The sequence below is a fragment of the Erythrobacter sp. JB1-4 genome, assembly GCF_057365025.1.
The window spans coordinates 1,781,014-1,805,273 of the sequence record NZ_CP200292.1; the positions used below are offsets into that span (position 1 = coordinate 1,781,014).

The 24,260-nt window shown below is 55.7% G+C and carries 21 protein-coding genes; 8 read left to right on the plus strand and 13 right to left on the minus strand.

The window, feature by feature from the left end:
- Nucleotides 1-60 precede the first annotated feature (60 nt).
- From AC0V61_RS08295 to groES, 4 genes are all read right to left on the minus strand, one after another.
- Nucleotides 61-1,899, minus strand: coding sequence for a DUF885 domain-containing protein (locus tag AC0V61_RS08295; protein ID WP_486156779.1), 1,839 nt, complete (start codon nucleotides 1,897-1,899; stop codon nucleotides 61-63).
- Nucleotides 1,900-2,016: 117 nt separating this feature from the next.
- Nucleotides 2,017-3,072 (minus strand): BLUF domain-containing protein, encoded by a 1,056-nt coding sequence (locus AC0V61_RS08300; RefSeq protein ID WP_486156780.1) that lies wholly within the window; start codon nucleotides 3,070-3,072, stop codon nucleotides 2,017-2,019.
- 370 nt (nucleotides 3,073-3,442) lie between these two features.
- Nucleotides 3,443-5,095 (minus strand): chaperonin GroEL, encoded by a 1,653-nt coding sequence (gene groL / locus AC0V61_RS08305; protein WP_486156781.1) that lies wholly within the window; start codon nucleotides 5,093-5,095, stop codon nucleotides 3,443-3,445.
- Between the two features lie 54 nt (nucleotides 5,096-5,149).
- Entirely contained in the window at nucleotides 5,150-5,437 is a 288-nt protein-coding gene (gene groES / locus AC0V61_RS08310; protein ID WP_486156782.1) for a co-chaperone GroES, read from the minus strand.
- A gap of 230 nt (nucleotides 5,438-5,667) precedes the next feature.
- On the opposite strand from groES, the gene AC0V61_RS08315 reads away from it, so the two are divergent.
- The gene (locus tag AC0V61_RS08315; protein WP_486156783.1) at nucleotides 5,668-6,513 is read left to right on the plus strand and encodes a mechanosensitive ion channel family protein; all 846 of its coding nucleotides are present in this window, start codon (nucleotides 5,668-5,670) and stop codon (nucleotides 6,511-6,513) included.
- On the opposite strand, the gene AC0V61_RS08320 is transcribed toward AC0V61_RS08315, so the two are convergent.
- Nucleotides 6,510-7,937 carry an MATE family efflux transporter gene (locus AC0V61_RS08320; protein WP_486156784.1) on the minus strand — a complete coding sequence of 476 codons (1,428 nt, stop codon included), beginning with the start codon at nucleotides 7,935-7,937 and terminating at the stop codon, nucleotides 6,510-6,512. The genes AC0V61_RS08315 and AC0V61_RS08320 overlap by 4 nt on opposite strands.
- A gap of 200 nt (nucleotides 7,938-8,137) precedes the next feature.
- Between AC0V61_RS08320 and AC0V61_RS08325 the strand changes: the two genes are divergently transcribed.
- Both AC0V61_RS08325 and AC0V61_RS08330 read left to right on the plus strand, forming a co-directional pair.
- The gene (locus AC0V61_RS08325) at nucleotides 8,138-9,073 is read left to right on the plus strand and encodes a hypothetical protein (protein WP_486156785.1); all 936 of its coding nucleotides are present in this window, start codon (nucleotides 8,138-8,140) and stop codon (nucleotides 9,071-9,073) included.
- Nucleotides 9,070-9,459 carry a hypothetical protein gene (locus AC0V61_RS08330; protein WP_486156786.1) on the plus strand — a complete coding sequence of 130 codons (390 nt, stop codon included), beginning with the start codon at nucleotides 9,070-9,072 and terminating at the stop codon, nucleotides 9,457-9,459. Before AC0V61_RS08325 ends, AC0V61_RS08330 begins: the two co-directional genes overlap by 4 nt.
- Here AC0V61_RS08330 and AC0V61_RS08335 read toward each other — a convergent pair.
- From AC0V61_RS08335 to AC0V61_RS08365, 7 genes are all read right to left on the minus strand, one after another.
- Nucleotides 9,456-9,668, minus strand: coding sequence for a styrene oxide isomerase (locus AC0V61_RS08335; protein ID WP_486159501.1), 213 nt, complete (start codon nucleotides 9,666-9,668; stop codon nucleotides 9,456-9,458). The two genes, AC0V61_RS08330 and AC0V61_RS08335, sit on opposite strands and share 4 nt — an antisense overlap.
- On the minus strand, nucleotides 9,634-10,332 hold the full coding sequence (locus tag AC0V61_RS08340) for a hypothetical protein (RefSeq protein WP_486156787.1): 699 nt from the start codon (nucleotides 10,330-10,332) through the stop codon (nucleotides 9,634-9,636). The genes AC0V61_RS08335 and AC0V61_RS08340 overlap by 35 nt, the downstream gene beginning before the upstream one ends.
- Nucleotides 10,333-10,501: 169 nt before the next feature.
- Nucleotides 10,502-10,876 (minus strand): 50S ribosomal protein L7/L12, encoded by a 375-nt coding sequence (gene rplL, locus AC0V61_RS08345; protein WP_486156788.1) that lies wholly within the window; start codon nucleotides 10,874-10,876, stop codon nucleotides 10,502-10,504.
- Nucleotides 10,877-10,952: 76 nt separating this feature from the next.
- Entirely contained in the window at nucleotides 10,953-11,468 is a 516-nt protein-coding gene (gene rplJ / locus AC0V61_RS08350; protein WP_486156789.1) for a 50S ribosomal protein L10, read from the minus strand.
- A 287-nt stretch (nucleotides 11,469-11,755) separates the two neighbouring features.
- On the minus strand, nucleotides 11,756-11,983 hold the full coding sequence (locus AC0V61_RS08355; protein ID WP_486156790.1) for a helix-turn-helix domain-containing protein: 228 nt from the start codon (nucleotides 11,981-11,983) through the stop codon (nucleotides 11,756-11,758).
- The gene (locus tag AC0V61_RS08360; RefSeq protein WP_486156791.1) at nucleotides 11,983-12,519 is read right to left on the minus strand and encodes a DUF2975 domain-containing protein; all 537 of its coding nucleotides are present in this window, start codon (nucleotides 12,517-12,519) and stop codon (nucleotides 11,983-11,985) included. The genes AC0V61_RS08355 and AC0V61_RS08360 overlap by 1 nt, the downstream gene beginning before the upstream one ends.
- A gap of 27 nt (nucleotides 12,520-12,546) precedes the next feature.
- The gene (locus tag AC0V61_RS08365; RefSeq protein WP_486156792.1) at nucleotides 12,547-12,678 is read right to left on the minus strand and encodes a hypothetical protein; all 132 of its coding nucleotides are present in this window, start codon (nucleotides 12,676-12,678) and stop codon (nucleotides 12,547-12,549) included.
- A gap of 505 nt (nucleotides 12,679-13,183) precedes the next feature.
- On the opposite strand from AC0V61_RS08365, the gene rpoB reads away from it, so the two are divergent.
- The 5 genes from rpoB (at nucleotide 13,184) to AC0V61_RS08390 (ending at nucleotide 23,125) form a co-directional block, all read left to right on the plus strand.
- Complete coding sequence (gene rpoB / locus AC0V61_RS08370) at nucleotides 13,184-17,374, plus strand: DNA-directed RNA polymerase subunit beta (protein ID WP_486156793.1); 4,191 nt, start codon at nucleotides 13,184-13,186, stop codon at nucleotides 17,372-17,374.
- 70 nt (nucleotides 17,375-17,444) lie between these two features.
- Entirely contained in the window at nucleotides 17,445-21,749 is a 4,305-nt protein-coding gene (gene rpoC, locus AC0V61_RS08375) for a DNA-directed RNA polymerase subunit beta' (RefSeq protein WP_486156794.1), read from the plus strand.
- A 131-nt stretch (nucleotides 21,750-21,880) separates the two neighbouring features.
- Nucleotides 21,881-22,456, plus strand: coding sequence for a hypothetical protein (locus tag AC0V61_RS08380; protein ID WP_486156795.1), 576 nt, complete (start codon nucleotides 21,881-21,883; stop codon nucleotides 22,454-22,456).
- A complete protein-coding gene (locus AC0V61_RS08385; protein ID WP_486156796.1) occupies nucleotides 22,441-22,605 on the plus strand; it encodes a hypothetical protein in 165 nt (54 codons plus the stop codon). Before AC0V61_RS08380 ends, AC0V61_RS08385 begins: the two co-directional genes overlap by 16 nt.
- Nucleotides 22,606-22,684: 79 nt before the next feature.
- Entirely contained in the window at nucleotides 22,685-23,125 is a 441-nt protein-coding gene (locus tag AC0V61_RS08390; protein WP_486156797.1) for a DNA-directed RNA polymerase subunit beta', read from the plus strand.
- On the opposite strand, the gene AC0V61_RS08395 is transcribed toward AC0V61_RS08390, so the two are convergent.
- The gene (locus tag AC0V61_RS08395) at nucleotides 23,122-24,252 is read right to left on the minus strand and encodes a serine hydrolase domain-containing protein (protein WP_486156798.1); all 1,131 of its coding nucleotides are present in this window, start codon (nucleotides 24,250-24,252) and stop codon (nucleotides 23,122-23,124) included. The genes AC0V61_RS08390 and AC0V61_RS08395 overlap by 4 nt on opposite strands.
- Between the last annotated feature and the right edge of the window lie 8 nt (nucleotides 24,253-24,260).

Genomic DNA, 24,260 nt, shown 5'->3' on the forward strand with positions numbered 1-24,260 from the left:
AAAAAAGGGGCAGGAGAGCAATTCGCTTTCCCGCCCCTTTTCATGCGTATCTAGACGTGCTCAGGCCTCTTTCACACTCGCGATCCATTGATCGATCCGCTTCTCAAGAAGTGAGAGAGGAACCGAACCACCGCCCAGAACGGTGTCGTGGAAGCCGCGAATGTCGAATTTGTCGCCTAACTCGTCTTCCGCTTTTGCCCGCAGTTCCTGAATGCGGATCATACCGATCTTGTAAGATGTCGCTTGACCCGGCAGCACGTAATAACGTTGCACTTCGCTGCGCACTGCGCCTTCGGGATTGGGCGAGTTCTCAAGCGCGTATTGCACCGCCTCTTCCTCGCTCCATCCCTTAGCGTGAATGCCTGTGTCCACAACCAGCCGGATCGCGCGCCATATCTCGCTCGAAAGACGGCCAAAGTCGGAATAGGGGTCCTGATAACCCCCCATCTCTTTAGCCAGAAGCTCGGTGTAAAGCGCCCAGCCTTCGCCATAGGCCGAGATAAAGCCGCCTTGTGATTGGAACTTTGGCACACCTTCCAATTCTTGAGCGATGGATAGCTGCATGTGGTGGCCCGGATTACCCTCGTGGTAGGCAATCGATTCAAGTTCAGGGATCGGCATTGTGGTCATGTCTGACAAATGCGCGTAATATATGCCCGGACGTGATCCATCTGGCGTGCCCGCTTGATAGTGCTGGGCTGCGCCGTCTTGCTCACGGAAAGGTTCAACCCGGCGAACCTCGAGAGGGGCCTTGGGCAAAGTCCCGAAAAACTCGGGAAGGCGGGCGGTCAGGGTGTCGATATGGGCCTTGGCCTGATCGATATACTCCTGTGCGCCGGCGTCATTGTCTTGATAGAAGAATTGAGGGTCGGTTCGGGTAAATTCGAAGAAAGCCTGCAAGTCCCCTTCAAACCCGACCTGTTCCATAATCGCCCGCATTTCGGCTTGAATGCGTTCCACCTCATCAAGGCCGATCTGGTGGATTTCATCAGCGGTAAGGTCGGTTGTGGTCATTTCTTTCAATGATGCGGCATAAAATGCCTCGCCATTGGGAAGCTTGGTCACACCAACCGTTTCCTCGCTCGTGTTAGGGCGGTCTTCCTCATACCAAGCAACGATCCGGCCATAGGCAGGTGCAAATCCTTCGGTGAGCGCTGTGCGTGCCTCTTCGCGAAGTTCATCGGCGCGCTCTTGCGTCACTGCACCGCTTTCCAGAAGGCTCGACAGATGACGCTCAACCCCTTGCCACATCGCTGATGGTTCACCTTCATCAAACGGCGCACCGGTGGTGAGATTGTTCGATTCCAAAATCACCGCGTCATAAGCAAAACGAGGGGCCCGTGTGCCTGCCTCGGCATTCGCTTGAGCTCGCGCAAGAAGCTGATCCATTGCGCCGCCAATACCGCCGATCCGGGCGATAAAGGCCTGCATATCACTTTCATCGGCAACCGCGTGCTGGGTTAGAAGGAAAGTTGGCAAGCCCGATTGTGCCGACCCCATTTGGTGCAAGATGTAGGCTTGCTCGCGAAAATCCCATGCCCGCTCTGCTTGCTCGAGACGAAACTTCCACATGTCATAGGAGAGTTTGGCTGCATCCGTCAGCTCGTCATAATCAAAGCTTGCCTCCATCTGAGCGGTTGCAGTGCGCATCCACTCAAGCTGTTCGAGCTGAGCCTCTTCGCTGAAGTCATCGATCTTGTCATAGTCGGTCTTGCGGCCAAGCCCGGTTTGCGTGATCGGCGAAAAGGCGAGCTGCTCTTCGAACTTTTCCTCAAACCATGCATTGAGGCATTCGGTCTGAGCCGTATCACCGCATGCAACGGTTTCAACCGGGGTGAGCGCATCGCACCCTGCAAGCGACACTGATGCCAGCAGCAAAGCTGCAAATTTGGTTTTCATGTGAGTTCCCTCTGATTTTGTTCTTGCCCTCATGCGTCAGAGCGCGGCCAAAGAAAAGAGGCTCGCGCGCGCAGTGCGCAGTTGCGTGGGTGTCATACAGTCGGGAGAGCGCTGCGTTTACCCGATCGAGCGTGCATGGGAGACCAGCTCGGCCATACGTAGGCGTGTTCCTGCGATAGACTGCCTTGAGTGATCAGCGCCCACATGCTCTGCTGTTGCCGATGCTTCGGCAAAAAGGCGACCACCCACCGAGATCACGAGATTGTGATCGGGCAAGATCAGGCGACTCTGTTTTACCGTTTCGCGCAAACTGGCAAGGCGGTCCTGTCGCAAGAGCGCTTCAGAAAGGCCAAGGTCAAGCGCATCGGGCCGCTGATGCTCCAATTGGTTGGCGAGCGCTTGATCGCTTGCCGGATTGGCGACTTCAACCGACCATCCCGCATCGGTGAATTGGTCGGCCAAAAGGGTTGGCCCAAGCATCTGATGCTCACCGGGGACAGAGGCCAGAAGGATTGAATAGGTTTTTGATCTAACGGTGTCCGGCCCATCGCTGTAACGCACTGCATGGCCAGCCATCTGCAAAATGCCAAGGCCAAGGGTGAGCTCAAACTCGCTGCAGTCATCAGAAAGCCATGCATCACCCATCGCTCGTGCAGCTGGTTCAATCAGTTGTTTGACAACTTCATCGCCGTGCCAGCCCGACGCTGCCAGCCTGCCGAACAAGTCTCCTAGCCCGGCCTCGTTGGCATCAAAGGCGTCTCTTGCAACGCGCTGGATATGTTGGCTCAACGGGTGTTTTCGGCGCAGGCGATCCCAAAGGCTTGATGGTGCCTGATCGTGCTTTCGATAGAGAAGCAAATCCCAATCCGAAAACAGACGCGCCTCGACAAAGTGCTCGGTCAGGACTTCAATATCTGTGTGCCGTTCATCGCGCTGGATCGATGCCCAGATCGTACTCAGCCCGTCAGGTGGTCCCTCAAGGGTTTGGAGAAATTTTCCATTCTCATACAAAAGCATGCCCGTCACACCAAAGCTTTGATTGCGAAGGCGCGCGCGGGCGACAAGTTCGTTGAGTTCGTTTTCTGTCGGCGGGTTGGCGGCGTGACTCTGATACGTGAGGCAGCCGATTAGGCTGGCAGATCCAGACTGTCGGCCAGCTCCTTCACCATGCATTTGCATCGCTCTACCCTCCGTCCGCGGTAAGGGAGCAGCAAGCATCACATTGCAATGCGGGGGCCGTTTGCAGGGCCACTCCTTTCCAACAATGCTTTGCGTGCATTCCCATCCACAGATCCCAAATGTCCAGCAGCCTGCGAGCCATTCGACTCTGCAAAGCCAGATCACCAGTAGTTTTCACTATACAGCGAAATGCGTCAAGTTTGTTTAACTTATCAGCGTGTCAAAATGACTTAACGTGCGCACATTTGTTTGGCCTTCTGCGGAAGGAGTGGCGCGTGCATTCATGTCTTGCATGAAAAAGGCCCCGGCGGATTGCTCCACCGGGGCCTTTTCTAAGCCGTACAGCTTGGGATTTGGCGTTAGCTTAGAAGCCCATGCCGCCGCCCATGCCGCCCATGCCGCCCATGTCGGGCATTGCAGGAGCAGCGGCCTTGTCTTCTGGAGCATCCGTGATCGCCGCTTCGGTGGTGATCAGGAGGCCAGCGACAGAGGCTGCATCTTGGAGAGCGGTGCGAACAACCTTGGTTGGGTCGATCACGCCTGCTTCAACGAGGTTTTCGTAAACGTCGGTCGCTGCGTTGAAACCTTGGGTCTCATCGCCTTCACGAAGGAGGTTGCCAGAAACAACCGCACCATCGTGACCTGCGTTTTCAGCGATTTGACGAACCGGTGCGAGGATCGCGCGGCGAACGATGTCGATGCCGCGGGTCTGATCGTCATTGTCGCCCTTCATGCCTTCAAGAGCTTTCGTGGCGTACAGAAGAGCCGTACCGCCGCCAGGGACGATGCCTTCTTCAACCGCTGCACGGGTTGCGTGAAGCGCGTCATCAACGCGGTCCTTGCGTTCTTTCACTTCGACTTCTGAAGCGCCGCCCACTTTGATCACAGCAACGCCGCCTGCGAGTTTCGCAAGACGTTCTTGGAGCTTCTCACGGTCATAGTCGCTGGTGGTGGCATCGATCTGTGTGCGGATTTCGCTGACGCGGGCCTTGATGTCGTCTTCTGAGCCTGCGCCGTCGACAATGGTGGTGTTGTCTTTGTCGATGGTGACGCGCTTTGCTTCGCCGAGCATGTCGAGCGTGACTTTATCAAGCGTGATGCCAAGCTCTTCGCTGACCAGCTCGCCTTTGGTAAGGATCGAGATGTCTTGCAGCATGGCTTTACGGCGATCGCCGAAGCCAGGAGCCTTAACAGCAGCCACTTTCAAACCGCCGCGCAGCTTGTTGACCACGAGGGTCGCGAGCGCTTCGCCTTCGATGTCTTCGGCAATGATGAGAAGCGGACGACCTGATTGCATAGCGGCTTCGAGAACCGGGAGCATCGCTTGCAGGCTGGAGAGCTTGCCTTCGTTGATCAGGATGTATGGGTTGTCGAGTTCGACAAGCATCTTGTCCGGGTTGGTGATGAAGTAAGGCGAGAGGTAACCACGGTCGAACTGCATGCCTTCAACAACGTCGAGTTCAAATTCGAGGCCTTTGGCTTCTTCGACGGTGATGACGCCTTCTTTGCCGACCTTCTCCATGGCTTCAGCGATTTTTTCGCCGACTTCGCGGTCGCCGTTTGCTGAGATCACGCCAACTTGCGAGACTTCTTCTGAGCCAGAAACTTCTTTTGAACGGCTCTGAAGGTTTGCAACGACTGCTGCGGTTGCAGTGTCGATGCCGCGCTTAAGGTCCATTGGGTTCATGCCAGCAGCAACTGCGGTCATGCCTTCGCGGGCAATTGCTTGGCCAAGAACGGTTGCAGTGGTGGTGCCGTCGCCAGCAAGGTCGTTCGTTTTGGAAGCGACCTCTTTGAGCATTTGCGCGCCCATGTTTTCGAACTTGTCAGCAAGTTCGATTTCTTTGGCAACCGATACACCATCTTTGGTGATGCGCGGTGCGCCAAAGCTTTTGTCGATGACGACGTTACGCCCCTTAGGGCCGAGGGTGACTTTAACAGCGTTTGCGAGCGTATCTACGCCGCGAAGAATGCCTTCGCGTGCTTCGCGGCCGAACTTTACGTCCTTTGCAGCCATTGTGTTTTCTCCTGAGAAATTCTTTAAAAGTTAGAAAGCGTCGGGTCAGTCGGCTCAGCCGATGATGCCCATGATGTCGCTTTCCTTCATGATGAGGAGGTCTTCACCGTCGATTTTTACTTCGGTGCCGCCCCATTTGCCGAACAATACGCGGTCGCCAGCTTTGACGTCGAGTGCAACGCGGTTGCCGCTGTCGTCGCGGGCGCCTTCGCCAACGGAGACGACTTCGCCTTCGGAGGGCTTTTCTTGAGCGCTGTCAGGGATAATGATGCCGCCTGCGGTCTTTGTGTCGGCTTCGATGCGACGGACCAGAACGCGGTCGTGAAGTGGACGAAATGCCATTGTAGTATGACCTTTTTGTCTTGGGTTGATAATGAACTTTGGCACTCTTGCTATAAGAGTGCCAGCAAGGCCGCAGATGGTTCTGGGGGGGCGAAGAGTCAAGGCGGGAATGGCAAAAAAATGCAACCACGGACCCTGTAGCTCTTCTTAGTTGCTAACCTGCGCACTTTGCGCCAATTGATCAGCGTCCAGCGCGCGTCGTCAGATGCGCGCTTTTTGTTTCGTCTTTCGTGAGTATTGCGATGCGCTTTAACCCTGAGATCACCACCCTTACCTATGCCGAGCAGGGCCTAATCTGGCTGCGCATGAATATCATGGATATTGCTGGCGGTATCGCGGTCTTAGTTCTGGGCTTGTTTGTTGCCAGTGTTGTCTCCCGCTGGATTTTGAAGGGGCTCACCCGTTCATCAAGCATAGATGTTTCCATCGCCCGCATTATCGCGAAAGCTGTGAAATATGCGATCTGGGCGATAGTCCTTTTGACGGTGCTGTCGCAATTCGGTGTTGAAACGACCAGCATCATCGCAGCGCTCGGCGGCTTGGCGCTTGCCGTTGGTCTGGCGCTTCAGGGGACGCTGTCCAACGTCGCGTCGGGAGTCCTGATTATGACCCAGCGTCCTTTCCGGGTGGGCGAGGTTATCAGCGTTGGCTCTATTATCGCGACCGTTGAGGAGATTGGTCTTTTCACCACTCAGCTTAAGCAGCCCGACGGCCTGTTTGTCATGATGCCGAACAACGAGATTTGGAACCAGCCCATCACAAATTTCTCACGCCATCCCACACGGCGGTTCGAGCTGGTCGTGGGCATCGGCTATAATGATAGCATGCAAGAGGCGCGCGAGAGTTTGCTTGCCCTGGCAGCGGCGGACGCGCGTGTTTTGGCCGATCCTGAGCCGATAGCCTATGTCGCCTCGCTCGATGACAGTTCGGTCGGCATTGGCCTTCGCGTGTGGTGCAACACGCCCGACTATCTTGGTCTTTCGTGGGACCTTACTGAGGCTGCGAAGTCCAAGTTCGACGAGAAGGGCATCACCATCCCGTTCCCACAACGCGAGGTCACTACAAGGGCCGCTTAAAGTGGCTGCCTTACAAGGCCCAATCGCTCGCGCATCATCCAGCGCCAAGTGAGCAGGACAGCCGCAAAGGCAAGGCCCGTTGCAAGCCCGATCCATACACCAATACCTTCGAGCGGCGTAAAGAACCCAAGGCCAATCGAAAGCCCGATACCCGGCACCCAGTAGCTGAAAATCGCGATCCACATGGGCGCGCGCGTGTCCTGAAGACCACGCAAGGCTCCCGCTGCAACGGCTTGAACCCCGTCCACCAACTGGAAGGCTGCGGCCAATACCAGATATTGCAGCGCGAAGCCTACGAGAGCTGCATTCTTGGCGGCGTAGGGGTCCACATAGATCGACAGCAAAGTGTACGGAGCGATCACCATGGCGCTGGCTGTAAAGGTCATGAAAATAACCGAGATCGCAATGGCAACCCAGCCAGCCTGCTTGATCCCTTGCACGTTGCGCGCGCCAAAGAAATAGCCCACGCGAATGGTCACTGCTTGGCCCACACCAAAAGGCACTTGGAAAGCGAGCGCGGCCAATTGCAGCGCCACAGTATGCCCTGCCAATTCCGCCGCGCCAAACCTACCCATCAAGAATGCAGCCGCTCCAAAAATGCCCGCTTCTGCTGTCACCGTCAGGCCTATTGGCACACCAATACGGATGATAAGCCAAAACCTGTCCCAATCCGGCGACCATAGTTTTCCGAACACGCGATAGCGGTGCAGTTTTGGGTCGAGGCGTATCGCGAGAACGTAAGTGCCAAGGACCACGAGTGATGTGATGATTGTCGCTACCGCAGCACCACGAAGCCCGAGTTCTGGCGCGCCAAGATTTCCGAAGATCAGCGCGTAATTCGCAAAAGCGTTCACAAAAATGCCGATACCGGTGATTGCGGTTGCGAAGATTGGGCGCCCGAGGGCTGACACATAGTACCGCAAAGCCGCCGCAAGCAGCATTGGGATGAGCGAAAAGACGATGATGTAATTGTACTCGACGCTAAGCGCGATAATCGAGGCCTGTTGGCCGGTTGCATGCATTAATGGTCCGAGTAACAAGCATAGCCCCATCCCGACCACGCCGGTGATCATGGCCAGCCACAAAGCCATTCGCACGCTGCGCCTCACGGGCCTTACCGTTGGGCCGCCAGCGCCAATGGCCTCGGCAATTAACGGAGCCACGGCGCCGATCAACGATGTAAATGCCCATAGCACAAGGCCAAACAGCGACACCGCCAGCGCCGAGGCGGCGAGCGGCTCATCCCCAAGCCTTGCGATGAAAATCACATCGACCGCATAGGTCAGCATCTGTAGCAAATTTGCACCCGCCAAAGGCCCTGCAAGTGCGAGGGTTTCGCGAAATTCCTCACCCCATGTGGGAGCGGCCGGAGGCGCTTTACGGGCGCTCGCTTTTAGCGTCTGATCAGGCGGTGTCTCTTGCATCTGCTTTATCCGCTCGCGCTGATGCGAGCCCGCCCGAATAGGAGCCTTGGGCGCTATCGGAAAGCAAATTCGTTATCCTTGAGCTTGGGCCAGCGACCGGCGGAGAGGGACGCTTCTTGACAAATTCCTTTGTCTAAAATGTAAATTCCTGCATAAGGCGCACAGGATTTAGGTGGGGAAGCCCGAAAGGGCGTTAAGCGATGAGCCGTAAAGGGCCTTCAACGGATACGCATTACGAAGGGGGCGTGCGCAGTGCATGGCTTTCCCCGGCGCGTCTCATGCCTGCCCCGCGCACTCTTAGCGAAGAAGCGAGCGCTGCGATTGCATTTCGCTCAGGCCCTGCCGCAAAGACCCTCACAAAAGCGCGGGTCATGGTCGGAAGCGCTGCTGTGGCGGTTGCGGTCGCGGTGCCAAATTTATCGCTTGAGGCCATGGTTGGCACCTTCAACGGTGTGACCTCCATAACGGGCCCCTATTTTGGTGGGCCTGATAATGCGCCTGATATTGAGCCTGACGTCGGGCCTGGTCTGGCGGGTGCGAGGAGCAAACGCGAAGCCGCCTCGCTCGCTACGCAAATCTGGATGCCTGCTGAGCAAGTGGCTGGTCCCGTTTACGCTGAGGTGCTCGCTGGCGAGAAAGCTGAGTTCTTCAGTTCGCGTGCCACTTACAAAAATCTCCAAGCGGACTTGCCTCTTGCTGTTGTTGAGGCTGGCACTGAAAGGTTCGATCTTGCTTTTGCTGGCGTTGAAGCGCCCACGCCCCTTTCGGCGATTATTGCGCCCAGTGTCTTAACCGGCAACGCGCCTGCGATCCAATCAAGAAGCTCTGCGATTGCGACAAAAACTATCGCGATTGAACAGATCACGGATCTGGATCTTGTGGTTAGAGCTACGCCAGAAAATGTCCGCGAAGATCAGCAGCAACTTGCGCTTAGCTCTTCTTCTTCTCGAACCGAGGCTATCGCCAATCGCTCCGTCGAGGCAGCTTTTGCGGGCGCTATTGATGCATCAAGTGCCGTACGAAACTCGCTCCCGATTGCGCCTAATGCCCCCACTCGGACCCTGCCTACTCAACCACAACCCCAAGCTCAAGACGTGCAACGAGCCATTCCAGCAGGCGTTGCCCCCCTCAGGTGAGCGCAACAGCGGCGGCTCAAGCGGCATTGATCCCAAAAGAGAAGCTTGATGCGCGGGTGAACGGCGTACGCACCGGAAGCGTTGAGTTCCGACAGCTTGATGGGACGATTGCTATTCGTTTGCGGTCGGTTGCTCAAATGATGCGCGGAACCTTTAGCCAAGCCGAGTTTTCCGAGATCATGAGCGGGCAATCAATCGATAATTTTGTGCCAATTGCCGAGTTGCAGGCCGCTGGCATCCCGATCAGTTATAGCCCCGCCTATGATGAGGTGGAGTTTGGTATCGACTTTAAAGACGCGCCCAATGCTAAGAAGGTGCAGATCGACCAGATCTCTGTTGTGCCTCTTGGTGCAGAGCTGACTGCGATTGAACAAATTCCGCGCTAACCCTGGCCTGCGAGAACGCGCGCCATCATGCCGTTTGTCAGGCATCCGACATGCACAGCGCGCCAATTGGCCGGACCGCCGGGGAATCTGTCAGCAAAGATGATCGGGATGGGCGAAAGTGACGCTTGCTCAATTAGGGCAAAGGTCCGGGCAAACCCGCCAAAAGCCCCGCTATCAATCCAGCCATTTGCGGCGGGTGTGGGTCTTATCGACCAGCTTGGCTGGGATGGATGTCACGATGACAATACCCACGCACACCAATTCGACGATAAAGCCGCGATCAAACAGTTGAGTGGGTGTGAGTAGCCACATGGTCGCAAACCGCACGGCTAAGACTGCGATTGCGCCTGTTCGGATGAGCCCAAATAGATTGTAGCGATCATGTTTCTCTTCGATCGCTTTGGGCACCGCGCCCCGGCCTGCCTGTTTGAGCTTTCTGGCTTCATTTCGCTGCCAAAACAGCATCATAGTTGATCTCAACGCGAGCGCCAACAGGGGCCAAAAGAATGCAAAGAAGAGGGCGAAAATGACAAGGCTTGGGAAGATGAACGTGTTCACAAAGTCGCCAAATGGCTTCAGCCATTGATTGCCAAAAGAGACTCCCAGGACAATGTTGATGCCAAGAGTTACGAGTGCCGCCTTGAAAGAGCGTCCGGGCAATAGCGATATCTCAGCCACAAACCGGCTTATCTGAGAAATGCGCCTGTTCCCGCGCATCTCCAGCATCTGGGCTTCATCTGTCAGGAGGTGGTACGCGGTGCCATCGGGGGCATAAAACAACCAACCTGCGTTACTATTGCGAATGATCCGAGAAAGGCTGGCGCGTGCAGTTTCCTCGGTCTTGGCGAATACGTCGGCTTGCTTTTTGTTCATTCCCCAGCCCTCACAGGTTCCCTCGCCCTCACAGGTTCAAGGAACGCGGTAGGCTCTAGCTCTTAATATTACGCAAAAAGGGCGGCGCCATTGCTGACACCGCCCCCTAATTGCGAGCGCTTCAAGACACTCACAAAACTTTGCGCAAGGGTTACTTGAGCGAGCCCAATTACTTGAGTTCGACAGTACCGCCAGCTGCTTCGATCTTGCCTTTGATCTCTTCGGCTTCTGCTTTCGCAACGCCTTCTTTGAGTGGCTTTGGTGCGCCCTCGACGAGACCTTTGGCTTCGGTGAGGCCCAGACCGGTGATGGCGCGGACTTCTTTGATGACCTGGATTTTCTTGCCACCGTCGCCGGTGAGGATGACGTCGAATTCGTCTTTTTCTTCAGCAGCAGGTGCATCGCCGCCTGCACCCGGTGCAGCAACAGCAACAGCAGCAGCTGCAGAAACGCCCCACTCTTCTTCGAGTGCGGTAGCAAGTTCAGCTGCCTCAAGGACAGTCAGTTTAGAAAGTTCTTCAACAAGCTTGGCGATATCGGCCATGATGTTAACTCCAAAATTAAGCGGGGCCTAAAACGCACCCCATGATGTTTCGTTATTCGCGAATAGCGTCTTAAGCTTAGGCGGCGTCTTTGGCGGCATATGCGCCAATGACACGGGCCAACTTGTTGGCAGGGGCGGTTGCAACCTGAGCGATCTTCGTCGCAGGCGCATTGACCAGACCAACAATCGTGCCACGCAGTTCGTCGAGGCTTGGCATCGAGGCAAGCGCCTTGATCCCAGCTTCGTCGAGCACCTGACTGCCCATTGAGCCACCGACGATTTCCAGCTTGTCGTTCGACTTAGCGAACTCAACAGCCGCTTTCGCAGCCGCCACAGGGTCTTCTGACCATGCAAGCGCGGTTGGACCGTTGAGATATTCCTCAAGGCCAACGTAATCGGTGTCTTTCAGGGCGAGCTTTGCAAGACGGTTCTTCGCAACCTTATAAGTTGCACCTGCTTCACGCATCTTGCCCCGAAGGTCGGTAGACTGGTCCACCGTGAGGCCGAGGTTACGGGTGACAACCACCACGCCAACTTCGTTGAAGACTTGCGAGAGCTGCGCAACCGCATCGGCTTTTTGCGAACGATCCATGCATTTGCTCCTTCACTATGGCCACGTGGATTTAAGGCCCGCGCGACCGGCTCAAATCATCTCGCGCCGTTCATCGACGTGAGACAAGTCCATCAATGGGGAAGGAGGGTAAGCCCTTAGGCTCTAATGCAGCAGAGCTGCGAAAATCTCTTTTCCCCGTCTAGGCTGGAAATTAAGAGAGGCATATTCCTCTCACCAACGGTCTCGGACGGATGACCTCCCGAAAGAGGTCGAGGCGCGCAATTACTATGCGCGACCCGAGAGTCAAGCAAATTGGTGCTTGCCGCTTAGCTATTATTGTATTCCAAAAGGTCGCCCGGCTGGCAGTCCAGTTCCCGGCATATCGCAGCAAGCGTGGTGAACCGGATAGCTTTTGCTTTGCCGGTCTTTAGGATTGAGAGATTGGCAAGGGTTAGGCCAACGCGGTCCGCCAATTCGGTGAGTGTCATGCGCCGGTCGTGCAATATGTCATCGAGCTTGACCATGATCGTTGCTCCTTCGTCATCAGCAGGCATCAGACCGTTCCTTCCAAATCGTCGCGCATCGCTGCGCCGTGCCTAAACACGCGGGCCAGGATGAAGAGGAGAAGAACTGCAAACAGTCCTTCGACGCTCCAGTCTGCGCTGAAATCCCATTCATCCGACATTTTCTGAAACACGGAGACTGTTGTTGCGAACATGGCCACCAATTGACTGGCCAGAAGTAGCCAAGCCATGCGCGCCAAGCGGTCAGCATTGGCAGGGATGAAGGGGTCTCCCATACCCACACTTTCGACAATGCGCTGCAATTGCTGCAGGATGCGTTCGGCGAGTACGATTAAAATAAGCACCACGGTAAATATGATGCCAAGCGCGACCCGAGGGGAAATCGCAAGGCCTTGGCTGGAGAGCTCAAGGCCGATGTCTGCAAATTCCTTCTCTTGGCCAAGGAAAACGAAGCCATAGCCGACTATCATCAGCATTCCGACCAATCCGAGCAATATGCGCCCTATGATTACGCCGATGCGCGCTATTTTGAGCAGCGCATCATTGGGTATGGCGGTGTTTGTCATTTTGAGTTTCCTTCCCAGCGGCGCTGCTTATGCAAGCTCAGTCATGACGATTGTTTCGCCCGTTTGAGCAGGCGGCACAGTTACGATTGTTCCAATGGATGCGAAGGCGAGGACAACTGCTGCAAGAGCTGCGAGTGTGTTGGTGAAACCGAGTGACATATCGTTCTCCTTGAAGTGATTTATTGAATTTCGATAATCACTAGCTAGGTGAGAACGAGTTTATCGTCAATCAATAAATATTGAAAAACGATAATATACTGATCGAAAAGCGATATTTTTGATGATATTGTTTTTCGATATGAAGGCTGGAGCGCAAATTGAAGGCCGGTAAGACGGATTTGGGCCGCGATTCGAATCATTGATCGCACCCGAGGGAACCCTGTTGACGAATCTGGCCGCTATTCCTACATGGCTCATCACACATCGACTTCGAGACGGATTTGTCCATGCGCGACGGACAGGACCAAGGATAGAAGCGGTGCTTTGCCATATTCGCGAGTTTGTAAGCTGCATCCCATTTGGACCTTCTGGAAGGCCCACGTTGGAGTGCGGCTTGTTTGCGTCTCGATATATGGCATCGCAGTCCACGCGTGATGACTGAAACCAACTTGGCTTTGGGTGGTTCAAACCCAGAGCACGACAAGCAAAGAGGCAATACTCCTCCATGGCAACCAAAGCGAAAGCCACCCGCAGCCGCGAGGCAAAGGGTACCGCAAAGCGGCGCATCCGTAAGATTTTTGGCGACATCCACGAAGTCGTCGACATGCCCAACCTCATCGAAGTGCAGCGTGAGAGCTATGAGTTCTTCCTGCGCTCGAACAAGGAGACGGGTTATGTGTCGGGTCTGGAAAAGACCCTGCGCAGCGTCTTCCCGATCCGCGATTTTGCAGGCACCGCAGAGCTCGACTTTGTTCATTACGAACTCGAAGAGCCAAAGTACGACACCACCGAGTGCCGTCAACGCGGGATTACCTACGCAGCGCCGATGAAGGTAACGCTTCGCCTGATCGTGTTTGAAGTCGATCAGGAAACCGAAACGCGCTCTGTTCTCGATATCAAAGAGCAAGACGTTTACATGGGCGATATGCCGCTCATGACGGATAACGGCACCTTTATCGTGAACGGCACAGAGCGTGTGATCGTCTCGCAAATGCACCGTTCGCCGGGCGTTCTGTTCGACCACGACCGTGGCAAGACGCACTCGTCGGGCAAGCTTCTGTTTGCTGCGCGCGTTATTCCTTACCGCGGCTCATGGCTCGACTTTGAGTATGACGCGAAAGACATCGTCAACGTTCGCATCGACCGTAAGCGTAAGCTTCCGGTGACCGCGCTTCTTTATGCGCTTGGCCTCGATAGCGAAGGCATCCTTCACCACTTCTACGACACGATGAAGTGGGAGCGCGCTAAGGATGGGTGGAAGATCCCGTTCAATGCTGAGGCATGGCGCGGTGCGAAGCCAGCCTTCCCGCTGGTGGACGCGAAAACCGGCGAAGAGATTTTTGCAGCGGGCCAGAAGATTTCTCCTCGTGCTGCTAACAAAGCAGCTAAGGATGGTCTCACAGACCTGCTCCTCCCAACCGAGGAAGCTGTTGGTCGCTATGCCGCATACGATATGATCAATGAGCAAACCGGCTCGATCTATATCGAGGCAGGCGATGAAGTGACGCTTGAGCACATTGAAGCTCTCGACGAAGCTGGCTTTGATGCGCTTGAACTGCTCGACATTGACGAGATCAACACAGGTCCCTGGATCCGCAACACGCTGAAAGTAGACAAGGCTGAGAACCGTGATGAGGGTCTTGAGGCGATCTACAAGGTCATGCGTCCGGGCGAACCACCCACCAAGGAAACGGCAGAAGCGCTCTTCGAAGGCTTGTTCTTCGATGGTGAGCGTTATGACTTGTCCGCTGTTGGCCGTGTGAAGCTGAACATGCGTCTTGGCCTTGATGCCGAGGACACTGTGACGACCCTGCGCAAGGAAGACATCCTTGCGGTGGTCAAGGAGCTTGTCGATCTTAAAGACGGCAAGGGTGAAGTTGACGACATCGACAACCTCGGCAACCGCCGTGTCCGCTCGGTTGGTGAGCTTCTCGAAAACCAATACCGCGTCGGTCTCCTGCGGATGGAGCGTGCGGTTAAAGAGCGTATGTCTTCGGTCGATGTGTCGACTGTGATGCCAAACGACCTCATCAACGCAAAGCCTGCTGTGGCGGCTGTGCGTGAGTTCTTTGGTTCCTCGCAATTGTCGCAGTTCATGGACCAAACCAACCCGCTGTCCGAAGTCACTCACAAGCGCCGCGTGTCGGCGCTTGGGCCAGGTGGTCTGACGCGTGAGCGCGCTGGCTTTGAAGTGCGCGACGTTCACCCAACGCATTATGGTCGTATCTGCCCGATTGAAACGCCGGAAGGCCCGAACATCGGTCTGATCAACTCGCTGGCGTCGTTCAGCCGTGTCAACAAATACGGCTTTATCGAGACGCCATACCGTCAGGTGAAAGACAACAAAGTTACCGGCGAGGTGAAGTATCTTTCCGCAATGGAAGAGCAGAAGCACACCGTTGCGCAGGCATCGGCTGAGCTTAACGATGATGGCACTTTCGTCGAAGACCTGATTTCGGCGCGTCAAGCAGGTGACAACCTGATGGCGCCAAACGATCAGATCACTTTGATGGACGTGTCGCCAAAGCAGCTTGTGTCGGTTGCGGCCTCGCTCATCCCGTTCCTTGAGAACGATGACGCGAACCGCGCTTTGATGGGCTCGAACATGCAACGCCAAGCTGTGCCGCTTGTGAAAGCAGAGGCACCATGGGTCGGCACGGGTATGGAAGAGACGGTGGCGCGCGATTCTGGCGCGGCTATTGCTGCGAAACGCGGTGGTATTGTCGACCAAGTCGATGCGACGCGTATCGTGATCCGCGCAATTGGTGATGTTGAGGCTGGTCAGTCCGGCGTTGACATTTACACGCTGCAGAAATTCCAACGTTCCAACCAAAACACCTGCATCAACCAGCGTCCGCTGGTGAAAGTGGGTGAGACGATTGAGCCGGGCGATATTATCGCTGACGGTCCATCGACTGACTTGGGGGAACTGGCGCTGGGCAAAAACAGCCTCGTCGCCTTTATGCCTTGGAATGGCTACAACTATGAGGATTCAATCCTCATTTCAGAGCGTATCGTAAAAGACGATGTCTTCACCTCGATCCATATTGATGAGTTCGAAGTGATGGCCCGCGACACCAAGCTTGGCCCAGAGGACATCACCCGCGACATTCCAAACGTTGGTGAAGAAGCCTTACGCAACTTGGATGAGGCAGGCATTGTCTACATCGGCGCAGAAGTGCACCCCGGTGACATTCTGGTCGGCAAGATCACGCCAAAGGGTGAGAGCCCAATGACGCCGGAGGAAAAACTCCTTCGTGCGATCTTTGGTGAGAAAGCATCTGACGTTCGTGACACCTCGCTGCGTCTGCCTCCTGGTGTGGCTGGCACTGTTGTCGAAGTTCGCGTCTTCAACCGTCACGGCATCGAAATTGACGACCGTACCAAGGAAATCCAAGCGCGGGAGATTGAGAACCTTCGCAAGGATGCCGCGGACGAACGCAACATCTTGAACCGTGCAACCTATAACCGTCTTCGTGACATGCTTATGGGTCAAGTGGTCGCGGCAGGTCCAAAAGGCATCAAGAAGGGCATCGATATCTCTGAGCAAGTGCTCACCGATGTTGAGCGTCATGAATGGTTCCAATTCGCGGTTGCTGATGATGCACGTCAAACGCAGATTGAGGCGATCAAGTCGCAATATGACGAAGCGGCTGGCCTGATTGATGCAAAGTTCGAAGATCGCAAAGAGAAGCTTGAGCGCGGCGATGAGCTGGCTCCGGGCGTTCTCAAGATGGTCAAAGTCTTCGTCGCGGTGAAGCGCAAGCTGCAACCGGGCGATAAGATGGCGGGCCGTCACGGGAACAAGGGTGTGATCTCTCGCATCCTTCCTGCCGAAGACATGCCGTTCCTCGAAGATGGCACGCCGGTTGATCTTGTGCTCAACCCGCTGGGTGTGCCTTCGCGTATGAACGTCGGGCAAATCTTTGAAACGCACCTTGGTTTTGCCGCACGCGGCCTTGGTATGGATATCGCTGAGAAGCTCGAAGAGTGGAAACGCGCCAATCCAAATGCTGCCGAAGACTATGCCGATGTGAAGCCGCCTGAGGCTGTCGTTGAGCGTTTGAAAGATGTCTATGGTGAGCAATATCACAAAGACCTCGACAGCCGCTCGACCTCGAACATTGTTGAGCTTGCAACCAACCTCAAAGCAGGTGTCCCAATGGGTACGCCGGTCTTTGATGGCGCGCGCGAACCCGACGTGACCGACTATCTGGTCAAGGCCGGTGTCGATAGCTCAGGCCAGTCGGTCCTGTTTGATGGGCGCACGGGCGAAGCGTTTGACCGCAAGGTCACTGTTGGCATCATCTATATGCTCAAGCTTCACCACCTCGTCGATGACAAGATCCACGCTCGCTCAATCGGTCCATACTCGCTCGTCACCCAGCAGCCGCTGGGTGGTAAAGCGCAATTCGGTGGTCAGCGCTTTGGTGAGATGGAAGTCTGGGCTCTGCAAGCATACGGCGCTGCTTACACCTTGCAGGAAATGCTCACCGTCAAATCGGACGATGTTGTGGGCCGGACCAAGGTCTACGAAGCCATCGTCAAAGGCGACGACACCTTCGAGGCGGGCATTCCGGAGAGCTTCAACGTTCTCGTCAAGGAAATGCGCTCGCTGGGCATGAATGTCGAACTGACTTCGCTGGGTGACGGCGAAGAGGGCGACGACGATTACGGAGCGATTGCAGCGGAATAACGGGAGCGGGCCCATACGGCCCCTCCCACCTTCCGCCTGAAAGTTTTCACCCTCTCAAGGGAACACAGTTATGAATGAACTGACAAAATTCACCAACCAGCTCGCAAAGCCGGAAACTTTTGACCAGATCCAGATCGGCATCGCCTCGCCAGAGCGCATCCGTTCGTGGTCCTTCGGCGAGATCAAGAAGCCGGAAACCATCAACTACCGTACGTTCAAGCCTGAGCGTGACGGCCTCTTCTGCGCGCGTATCTTTGGTCCGGTAAAGGACTACGAATGCCTTTGCGGCAAGTACAAGCGCATGAAGTACAAAGGCGTCGTTTGCGAGAAATGCGGCGTTGAAGTCACCGTCACTAAAGTGCGCCGTGAGCGTATGGGTCACATCGAGCTTGCTGCTCCTGTGGCGCACATCTGGTATCTCAAATCGCTGCCATCGCGCATCGGCCTTTTGCTCGATATTCAGCTGAAACAGCTTGAGCGCATCCTTTATTTCGAGAGCTATGTCGTGATCGAGCCGGGCCTGACCCCGCTTGAGAAATTCCAACTGCTCACCGAAGACGAACTGCTCGAAGCACAAGACGAGTATGGCGAAGACGCTTTTTCTGCCGACATCGGCGCAGAAGCGGTCAAGGTTATGCTTATGGACCTCGACCTTGAGCAAGAGCGCGAAGACCTCATGGAAGAGCTTGCGACGACGAAGTCGACGCTCAAGCCTAAGAAGATCATCAAGCGCCTTAAAGTGGTTGAGAGCTTCATCGATTCAGGCAACCGTCCTGAGTGGATGATCCTCGAAGTGATCCCTGTGATCCCGCCTGAGCTTCGCCCGCTTGTGCCGCTCGATGGTGGCCGTTTTGCGACGTCCGACCTCAACGATCTTTATCGCCGCGTGATCAACCGGAACAACCGTTTGAAGCGTCTGATCGAGCTTCGCGCACCAGACATCATCGTCCGCAACGAGAAGCGTATGCTTCAAGAAGCTGTCGATGCCCTGTTCGACAACGGCCGCCGTGGCCGCGTGATCACCGGTGCGAACAAGCGTCCGCTGAAATCGCTGTCCGACATGCTTAAAGGTAAGCAGGGCCGCTTCCGTCAGAACTTGCTCGGTAAGCGCGTCGACTATTCAGGCCGCTCGGTCATCGTGACCGGTCCTGAGCTCAAGCTTCACCAATGCGGTCTTCCAAAGAAGATGGCACTCGAGCTGTTCAAGCCGTTCATCTACGCACGTCTGGATGCAAAGGGTCTTTCGATGACCCTCAAGCAAGCCAAGAAATGGGTTGAGAAAGAGCGCAAGGAAGTCTGGGACATCCTCGACGAAGTGATCCGTGAGCACCCGGTTCTCCTGAACCGTGCTCCAACGCTTCACCGTTTGGGCATCCAAGCGTTCGAGCCTGTCCTCATCGAAGGCAAAGCGATCCAGCTTCACCCGCTGGTGTGTTCGGCCTTTAACGCTGACTTTGACGGCGACCAAATGGCGGTCCACGTGCCATTGAGCCTTGAAGCGCAGCTTGAAGCGCGCGTCTTGATGATGTCAACGAACAACATCCTCTCGCCTGCTAACGGTAAGCCAATCATCGTGCCTTCGCAGGATATGGTTCTGGGCATCTACTACCTCTCGATGGAGCGTCAGGAGAAAACCCCTGAATTCCGCGAGAATGAAGATGGCTCCAAGACCGAAGTGCTGCCGCGCTTTGCCGACATGGCCGAAGTGCACCAGGCGCTTGAGACCAAGGCTGTTTCGCTTCACTCCAAAATCCTCGCCCGCGTTCCGCAGGCTGACGAAGATGGCAACATCGTTCACAAGCGTTTCGAAACGACGCCTGGCCGCATGTTGATCGGTGAATGTCTGCCCAAGAACCACAAGGTTCCTTACGACATCATCAACCGCCTTCTCACAAAGAAGGATATCGGCGATGTGATCGATGAGGTGTATCGTCACACAGGTCAGAAGGACACGGTCCTGTTTGCTGACGCCATCATGGTGCTGGGCTTCCGCCACGCATTTAAGGCCGGGATCTCCTTTGGTAAGGATGACATGATCATTCCTGATGCCAAAGAAGGAATGGTTGCTGAAACCAAGTCTTTGGTCGCTGACTATGAGCAGCAATACCAGGACGGTCTCATCACTCAGCAAGAGAAGTACAACAAGGTGATCGACGCTTGGTCCAAGTGCGGTGATCAAGTTGCTGATGCGATGATGGCTGAGATTAAGGCTCAGCCCATCGACGAGGATGGCCGTGAGAAAGAGATCAACTCAATCTACATGATGAGCCACTCGGGCGCGCGTGGTTCGCCAGCGCAGATGAAGCAGCTTGCCGGTATGCGCGGCCTTATGGCCAAGCCTTCGGGCGAGATCATCGAGAACCCGATCATCTCGAACTTTAAAGAGGGTCTGTCGGTTCTTGAGTACTTCAACTCAACCCACGGCGCTCGTAAGGGTCTAGCGGATACGGCGCTCAAGACGGCGAACTCGGGTTATCTGACCCGTCGTCTCGTCGATGTTTCACAAGACTGCACCATCGTGGAGCAGGATTGTAAGACATCGAACGCCATGGAAATGCGCGCCATCGTTCAAGGTGGTTCGGTTATCGCTTCACTTGGTGAGCGTATCCTTGGGCGCACAGTAGCCGAAGACATCGTCAACGCCGCAACGGGCGAAGTGATCGTTAAATCTGGCACTATGGTCGATGAGCCGATGGTGAAGGAAATCGAGGCGGCTGAAGTTCAGTCTGCTCGCATTCGCTCGCCCCTGCTTTGCGAAAGCGATCAAGGGGTTTGCGGCACCTGCTATGGCCGTGACCTGGCGCGCGGTACGCCTGTCAACATCGGTGAGGCTGTGGGCGTTATCGCTGCGCAATCGATCGGTGAACCGGGCACGCAGCTTACAATGCGGACCTTCCACATTGGCGGTGCGGCGCAGCTGAATGAGACGTCTCACCTTGAGTCGATTTCGGACGGTACGGTCGAACTGCGCGATATGCCAACGATCACCGATAAGAAGGGCAACATCTTGTCGCTCGCTCGTAACGGTGAAATCGCGGTTATCGATGCCGAGGGTCGTGAGCGTGAGATGCACAAAGTGCCTTATGGTACGGTCATCAAGTTCAAGAGCGGCGCGAAGGTCAAAGAAGGCGATCGTCTTGCTGAATGGGACCCGTTCACTTTGCCAATCATCACCGAGCAGTCGGGCGTTGTGAAGTATCAGGATCTGGTCGAGGGCACGACGCTCGAAGAGCAGACCGATGATGCAACGGGTATCGCGCAGCGCGTGGTCACCGAAAACCGCGCCACTGGCCGCAAGAAGAAGGAAGAGCTGCGTCCGCGCATGATCCTTCAGGGTGAAGGCCAATCCGACGATGAAGCCGATGCACAGCGCTATATGCTTGCACCGGGCACCACTCTTTCGGTGGCTGACGGCGATACCGTTGAGGCCGGTGACATCCTTGCGCGTGCATCGCGTGAAGCTGCGAAAACCCGCGACATCACTGGTGGTCTGCCGCGTGTGGCCGAACTGTTCGAGGCGCGTCTGCCAAAGGACATGTCGGTCATCGCCAAGATTTCGGGTAAGATCGAATTCGTGCGCGAATACAAAGCGAAGCGTAAGATCGCGATTGTGCCTGAAGAAGGTGATGCAGTTGAGTATCTGATCCCCAAAACCAAGGTGATCGACGTGCAAGAAGGCGACTTCGTGAAGAAGGGTGACACCCTGATTTCCGGCGCGCCAAACCCGCACGACATCCTTGAGGTGATGGGCGTTGAGGCGCTTTCCGAGTATCTTGTGAATGAGATCCAGGAAGTGTACCGACTGCAGGGCGTGAAGATCAACGACAAGCACATCGAGGTGATCGTTCGCCAGATGCTGCAGAAAGTTGAGATCACCAAAGGTGGTGACACCACGCTTCTTCCGGGCGAGCAGGTTGACCTTGCTGAAATGCTCGAGGTGAATTCCAAGCTTGGCAAGAACAAAGAGCCTGCTGAGGGCGTTCCGATCCTGCTTGGTATCACCAAAGCATCTCTGCAAACGCGCAGCTTTATCTCTGCCGCATCGTTCCAGGAGACGACCCGCGTTCTTACCCAAGCTTCGGTTGAAGGTAAGAAGGACACGCTGATCGGCTTGAAAGAGAACGTGATCGTGGGCCGCCTGATCCCGGCAGGGACGGGCGCAGGTATGAACCGCATGCGCGTGACTGCCTCTAGCCGTGATGCTGCTCTCAAAGCTGCTTGGAAAAAGCAGCAAGAGAAACTGGCAGCAGCGGGCGTCAAAGAAGAAGAGCCGGCCGCTGATCCGGTGTCTTCTGAAGAGGCGATGAAGGCAGCTATGGCTGCAGCAGCTCCTACTCCTGCTCCTGAAGCAGACACGAGTGATGCTGGCGAATAAACGCAGCTGTCACTGACAAATAGAAAGGCCCCGAAGGAGCGATCCTTCGGGGCCTTTTTGTTGGCTGTTCATATTGCAGTTCATTTGTGTTTCATATCGTGCGTCCCATTCAAGTTTGGAGGGACTGATCCATGAAAAAGCTTATTCTATTCGCGGCCACCATTGCTGTTGCCACGCCTGTATTGCCACTGACCGCGCAAGACACCGTCGTTGTCACTGGCGCGCGCCAAGACCGCTCTTCGCTCAACGCATATCTAGCGCCAAGCCGGGGTGGCAGCGGGCCTTCGGCCATCGGGGTAACCCGCCGGGCTGACTATTTCGTGACCCCGCTGTTCGTCAGCTCAGACTCGCGTAACTACGACGAACGAAAGTCGGAACTCTTCAAAATGCTGGGCGAGACCCTCAAGCGGGCTGAGGCTGAGGGGATCGATATCGTCGCTGGCCGCTATGGTTTGGAGCCAGTGACACTGGCGAACATGAACGAGCTTCCCTGGCTGGAGGCAATCGGCCAGATACGAACCGCGTCCAGATTTATGCGCGCATACCTCTGCAAGGCGCCGATCCCAAAGTCAGCAAGACAGCGGAGCGGATCAGGGAATTCGTTAAGGCGATCCCAGCCACCGGTCGCTCCTTTATCGACATTGGCACCACCGGCCTCGCGATTGATGACCCTGAGCAATATCGCAAAGACGTGGTCGCTCACATAGCCAAGGAAGCAACCGCTTACGCCAAAGCGTTCGGAAGCGATTATGGGGTCTCGATCAAGGGGCTTCACAGTGATCTCTATTTCCAGCAGTCGAGCGAGACAGAGGTGTTCCTCTATATCGAGCACACTTTCGATATTGCCCCGAAGTAACAGCTCAGCCATTTTGTTCTTGCGAAGCACTTGCAATAAGAGCATTGTGATCTCCCGTCATCGACTAGCAGAGATCACAATGCCCCAAAGCCATATGCCGACCGCCTCCACTCAAGCGCTTATCGCCCGGCTTGCAGAGCCGCGCCAACTTCAATCGCTTGACCCTATTGCAGGCCGCTTCATCTATTCGCTTCGGCTCATAGCCCTCCACCAGCGGGCCAAACGCGATCCTATACCCGAGCTTGCAGCGCGGTTGAGCAGCGTGAATGTGGCGGCCAAGGCGCTCGCCTTGTCGCAGGCTGTATCGGCTCTTTGGCCTGAGAACATCCATGTGTCGCGGTTCTGTTGCTGCAAGCTCACCCATGACGAGGCAACTGTTGCAGCCATGATCGAAGGCGCTATCGCGCGCGACCGAAGCGAATTTGATTATGCGCTCGTGGGCCTGATCCGGCCGGACCGCATCTCTCGGCTTTGGGAGGGTGTGCTTGAGTTGGTGACGGCCGAATTAGAAGCGCTTTAGCTGTAAGCCAGTCTCTCCAACGCGCCGAACGCCTCAAGCGCGCCTGGATCACCGAAAGGGGACATCTGGGTGATGAACAATCCGGCGAGCTCTGAGCTTGGATCAATCCAGTAATAGGAATTGAAAATACCGGCCCACGCCATGCTCCCCGGTGAGCGGCCATTGGGGCCGGGTTCAGGGTTCAAGAGAAACCCGAGGCCCCAACCTGTGTGCATGCCGGGGAAATTGTCGAACGCGCCTGCCAGTTCGGGAAGGCTTGAGGCCATGAAGCCTGCGCGAAGGCTCCCGATTTGATTGCGGCCCATTTCTTCAACAGTCTCAGCTTTAAGAATGCGTACCCCGTCAAGCTCACCGCCTCTCAAAATGGCGCGCAGGAACCGCGAATAATCCTGCGCGGTGGAGACAAGTCCTCCGCCGCCACTGTCGAATTCGGCATTTGAGAGGAAGACCGGCGAGATATCAAAGCCGCCATCTGGCTTGCGAACGTGAACGCTTGCCAACCCTTCGGGCGGTGTGTCGTGAAAAGCGGTTGTGCGCATTGCGAGAGGAGCAAGCACATTGGCAGTGAGGTAATCACGAAGCCGCATGCCGCTTGCCGCCTCAATGGCAAAGCCCACCCAATCCGTCGCAACGCTGTACTCCCAGCGTTCGCCCGGTTCGAACATCAGCGGCATTTCAACGCCCGCACGTTCCCCCGGCTGAGGGATGCCGGTGTGCATGTAATAGCGCAGGATATCGCTGTGAACGAAGAAGTAGCCAAGCCCTGCGGTGTGCGTCAGAAGGTGGCGCAAGGTGACAGGCTTGGTCGCTTTGCGAAGCTGGGGCACACCAGCATCATCAAAACCGGTTAGGATGTCGGGCTCAGCCAAGTCAGGCAAAAGCGGGCCGATGGGCTCATCAAGTTGAAGCTTGCCTTGCTCTACCAATTGCATTGCGGCCACTGAAACCACCGCTTTCGTCATTGAAGCGATCTGGCATTTTGTGCCCAGCTGCATCGGCATACCCGCCGCTGTGTTCGCCTCGCCCACCACATGGCTGAACACCGTACCGTCTTTGTTGACGATCATCGCAGCTGCGCCCGGTAAGTCGGCCGATTTCACTGCGGCTTCAAATTTTGCGGCATCCATCCTGATGT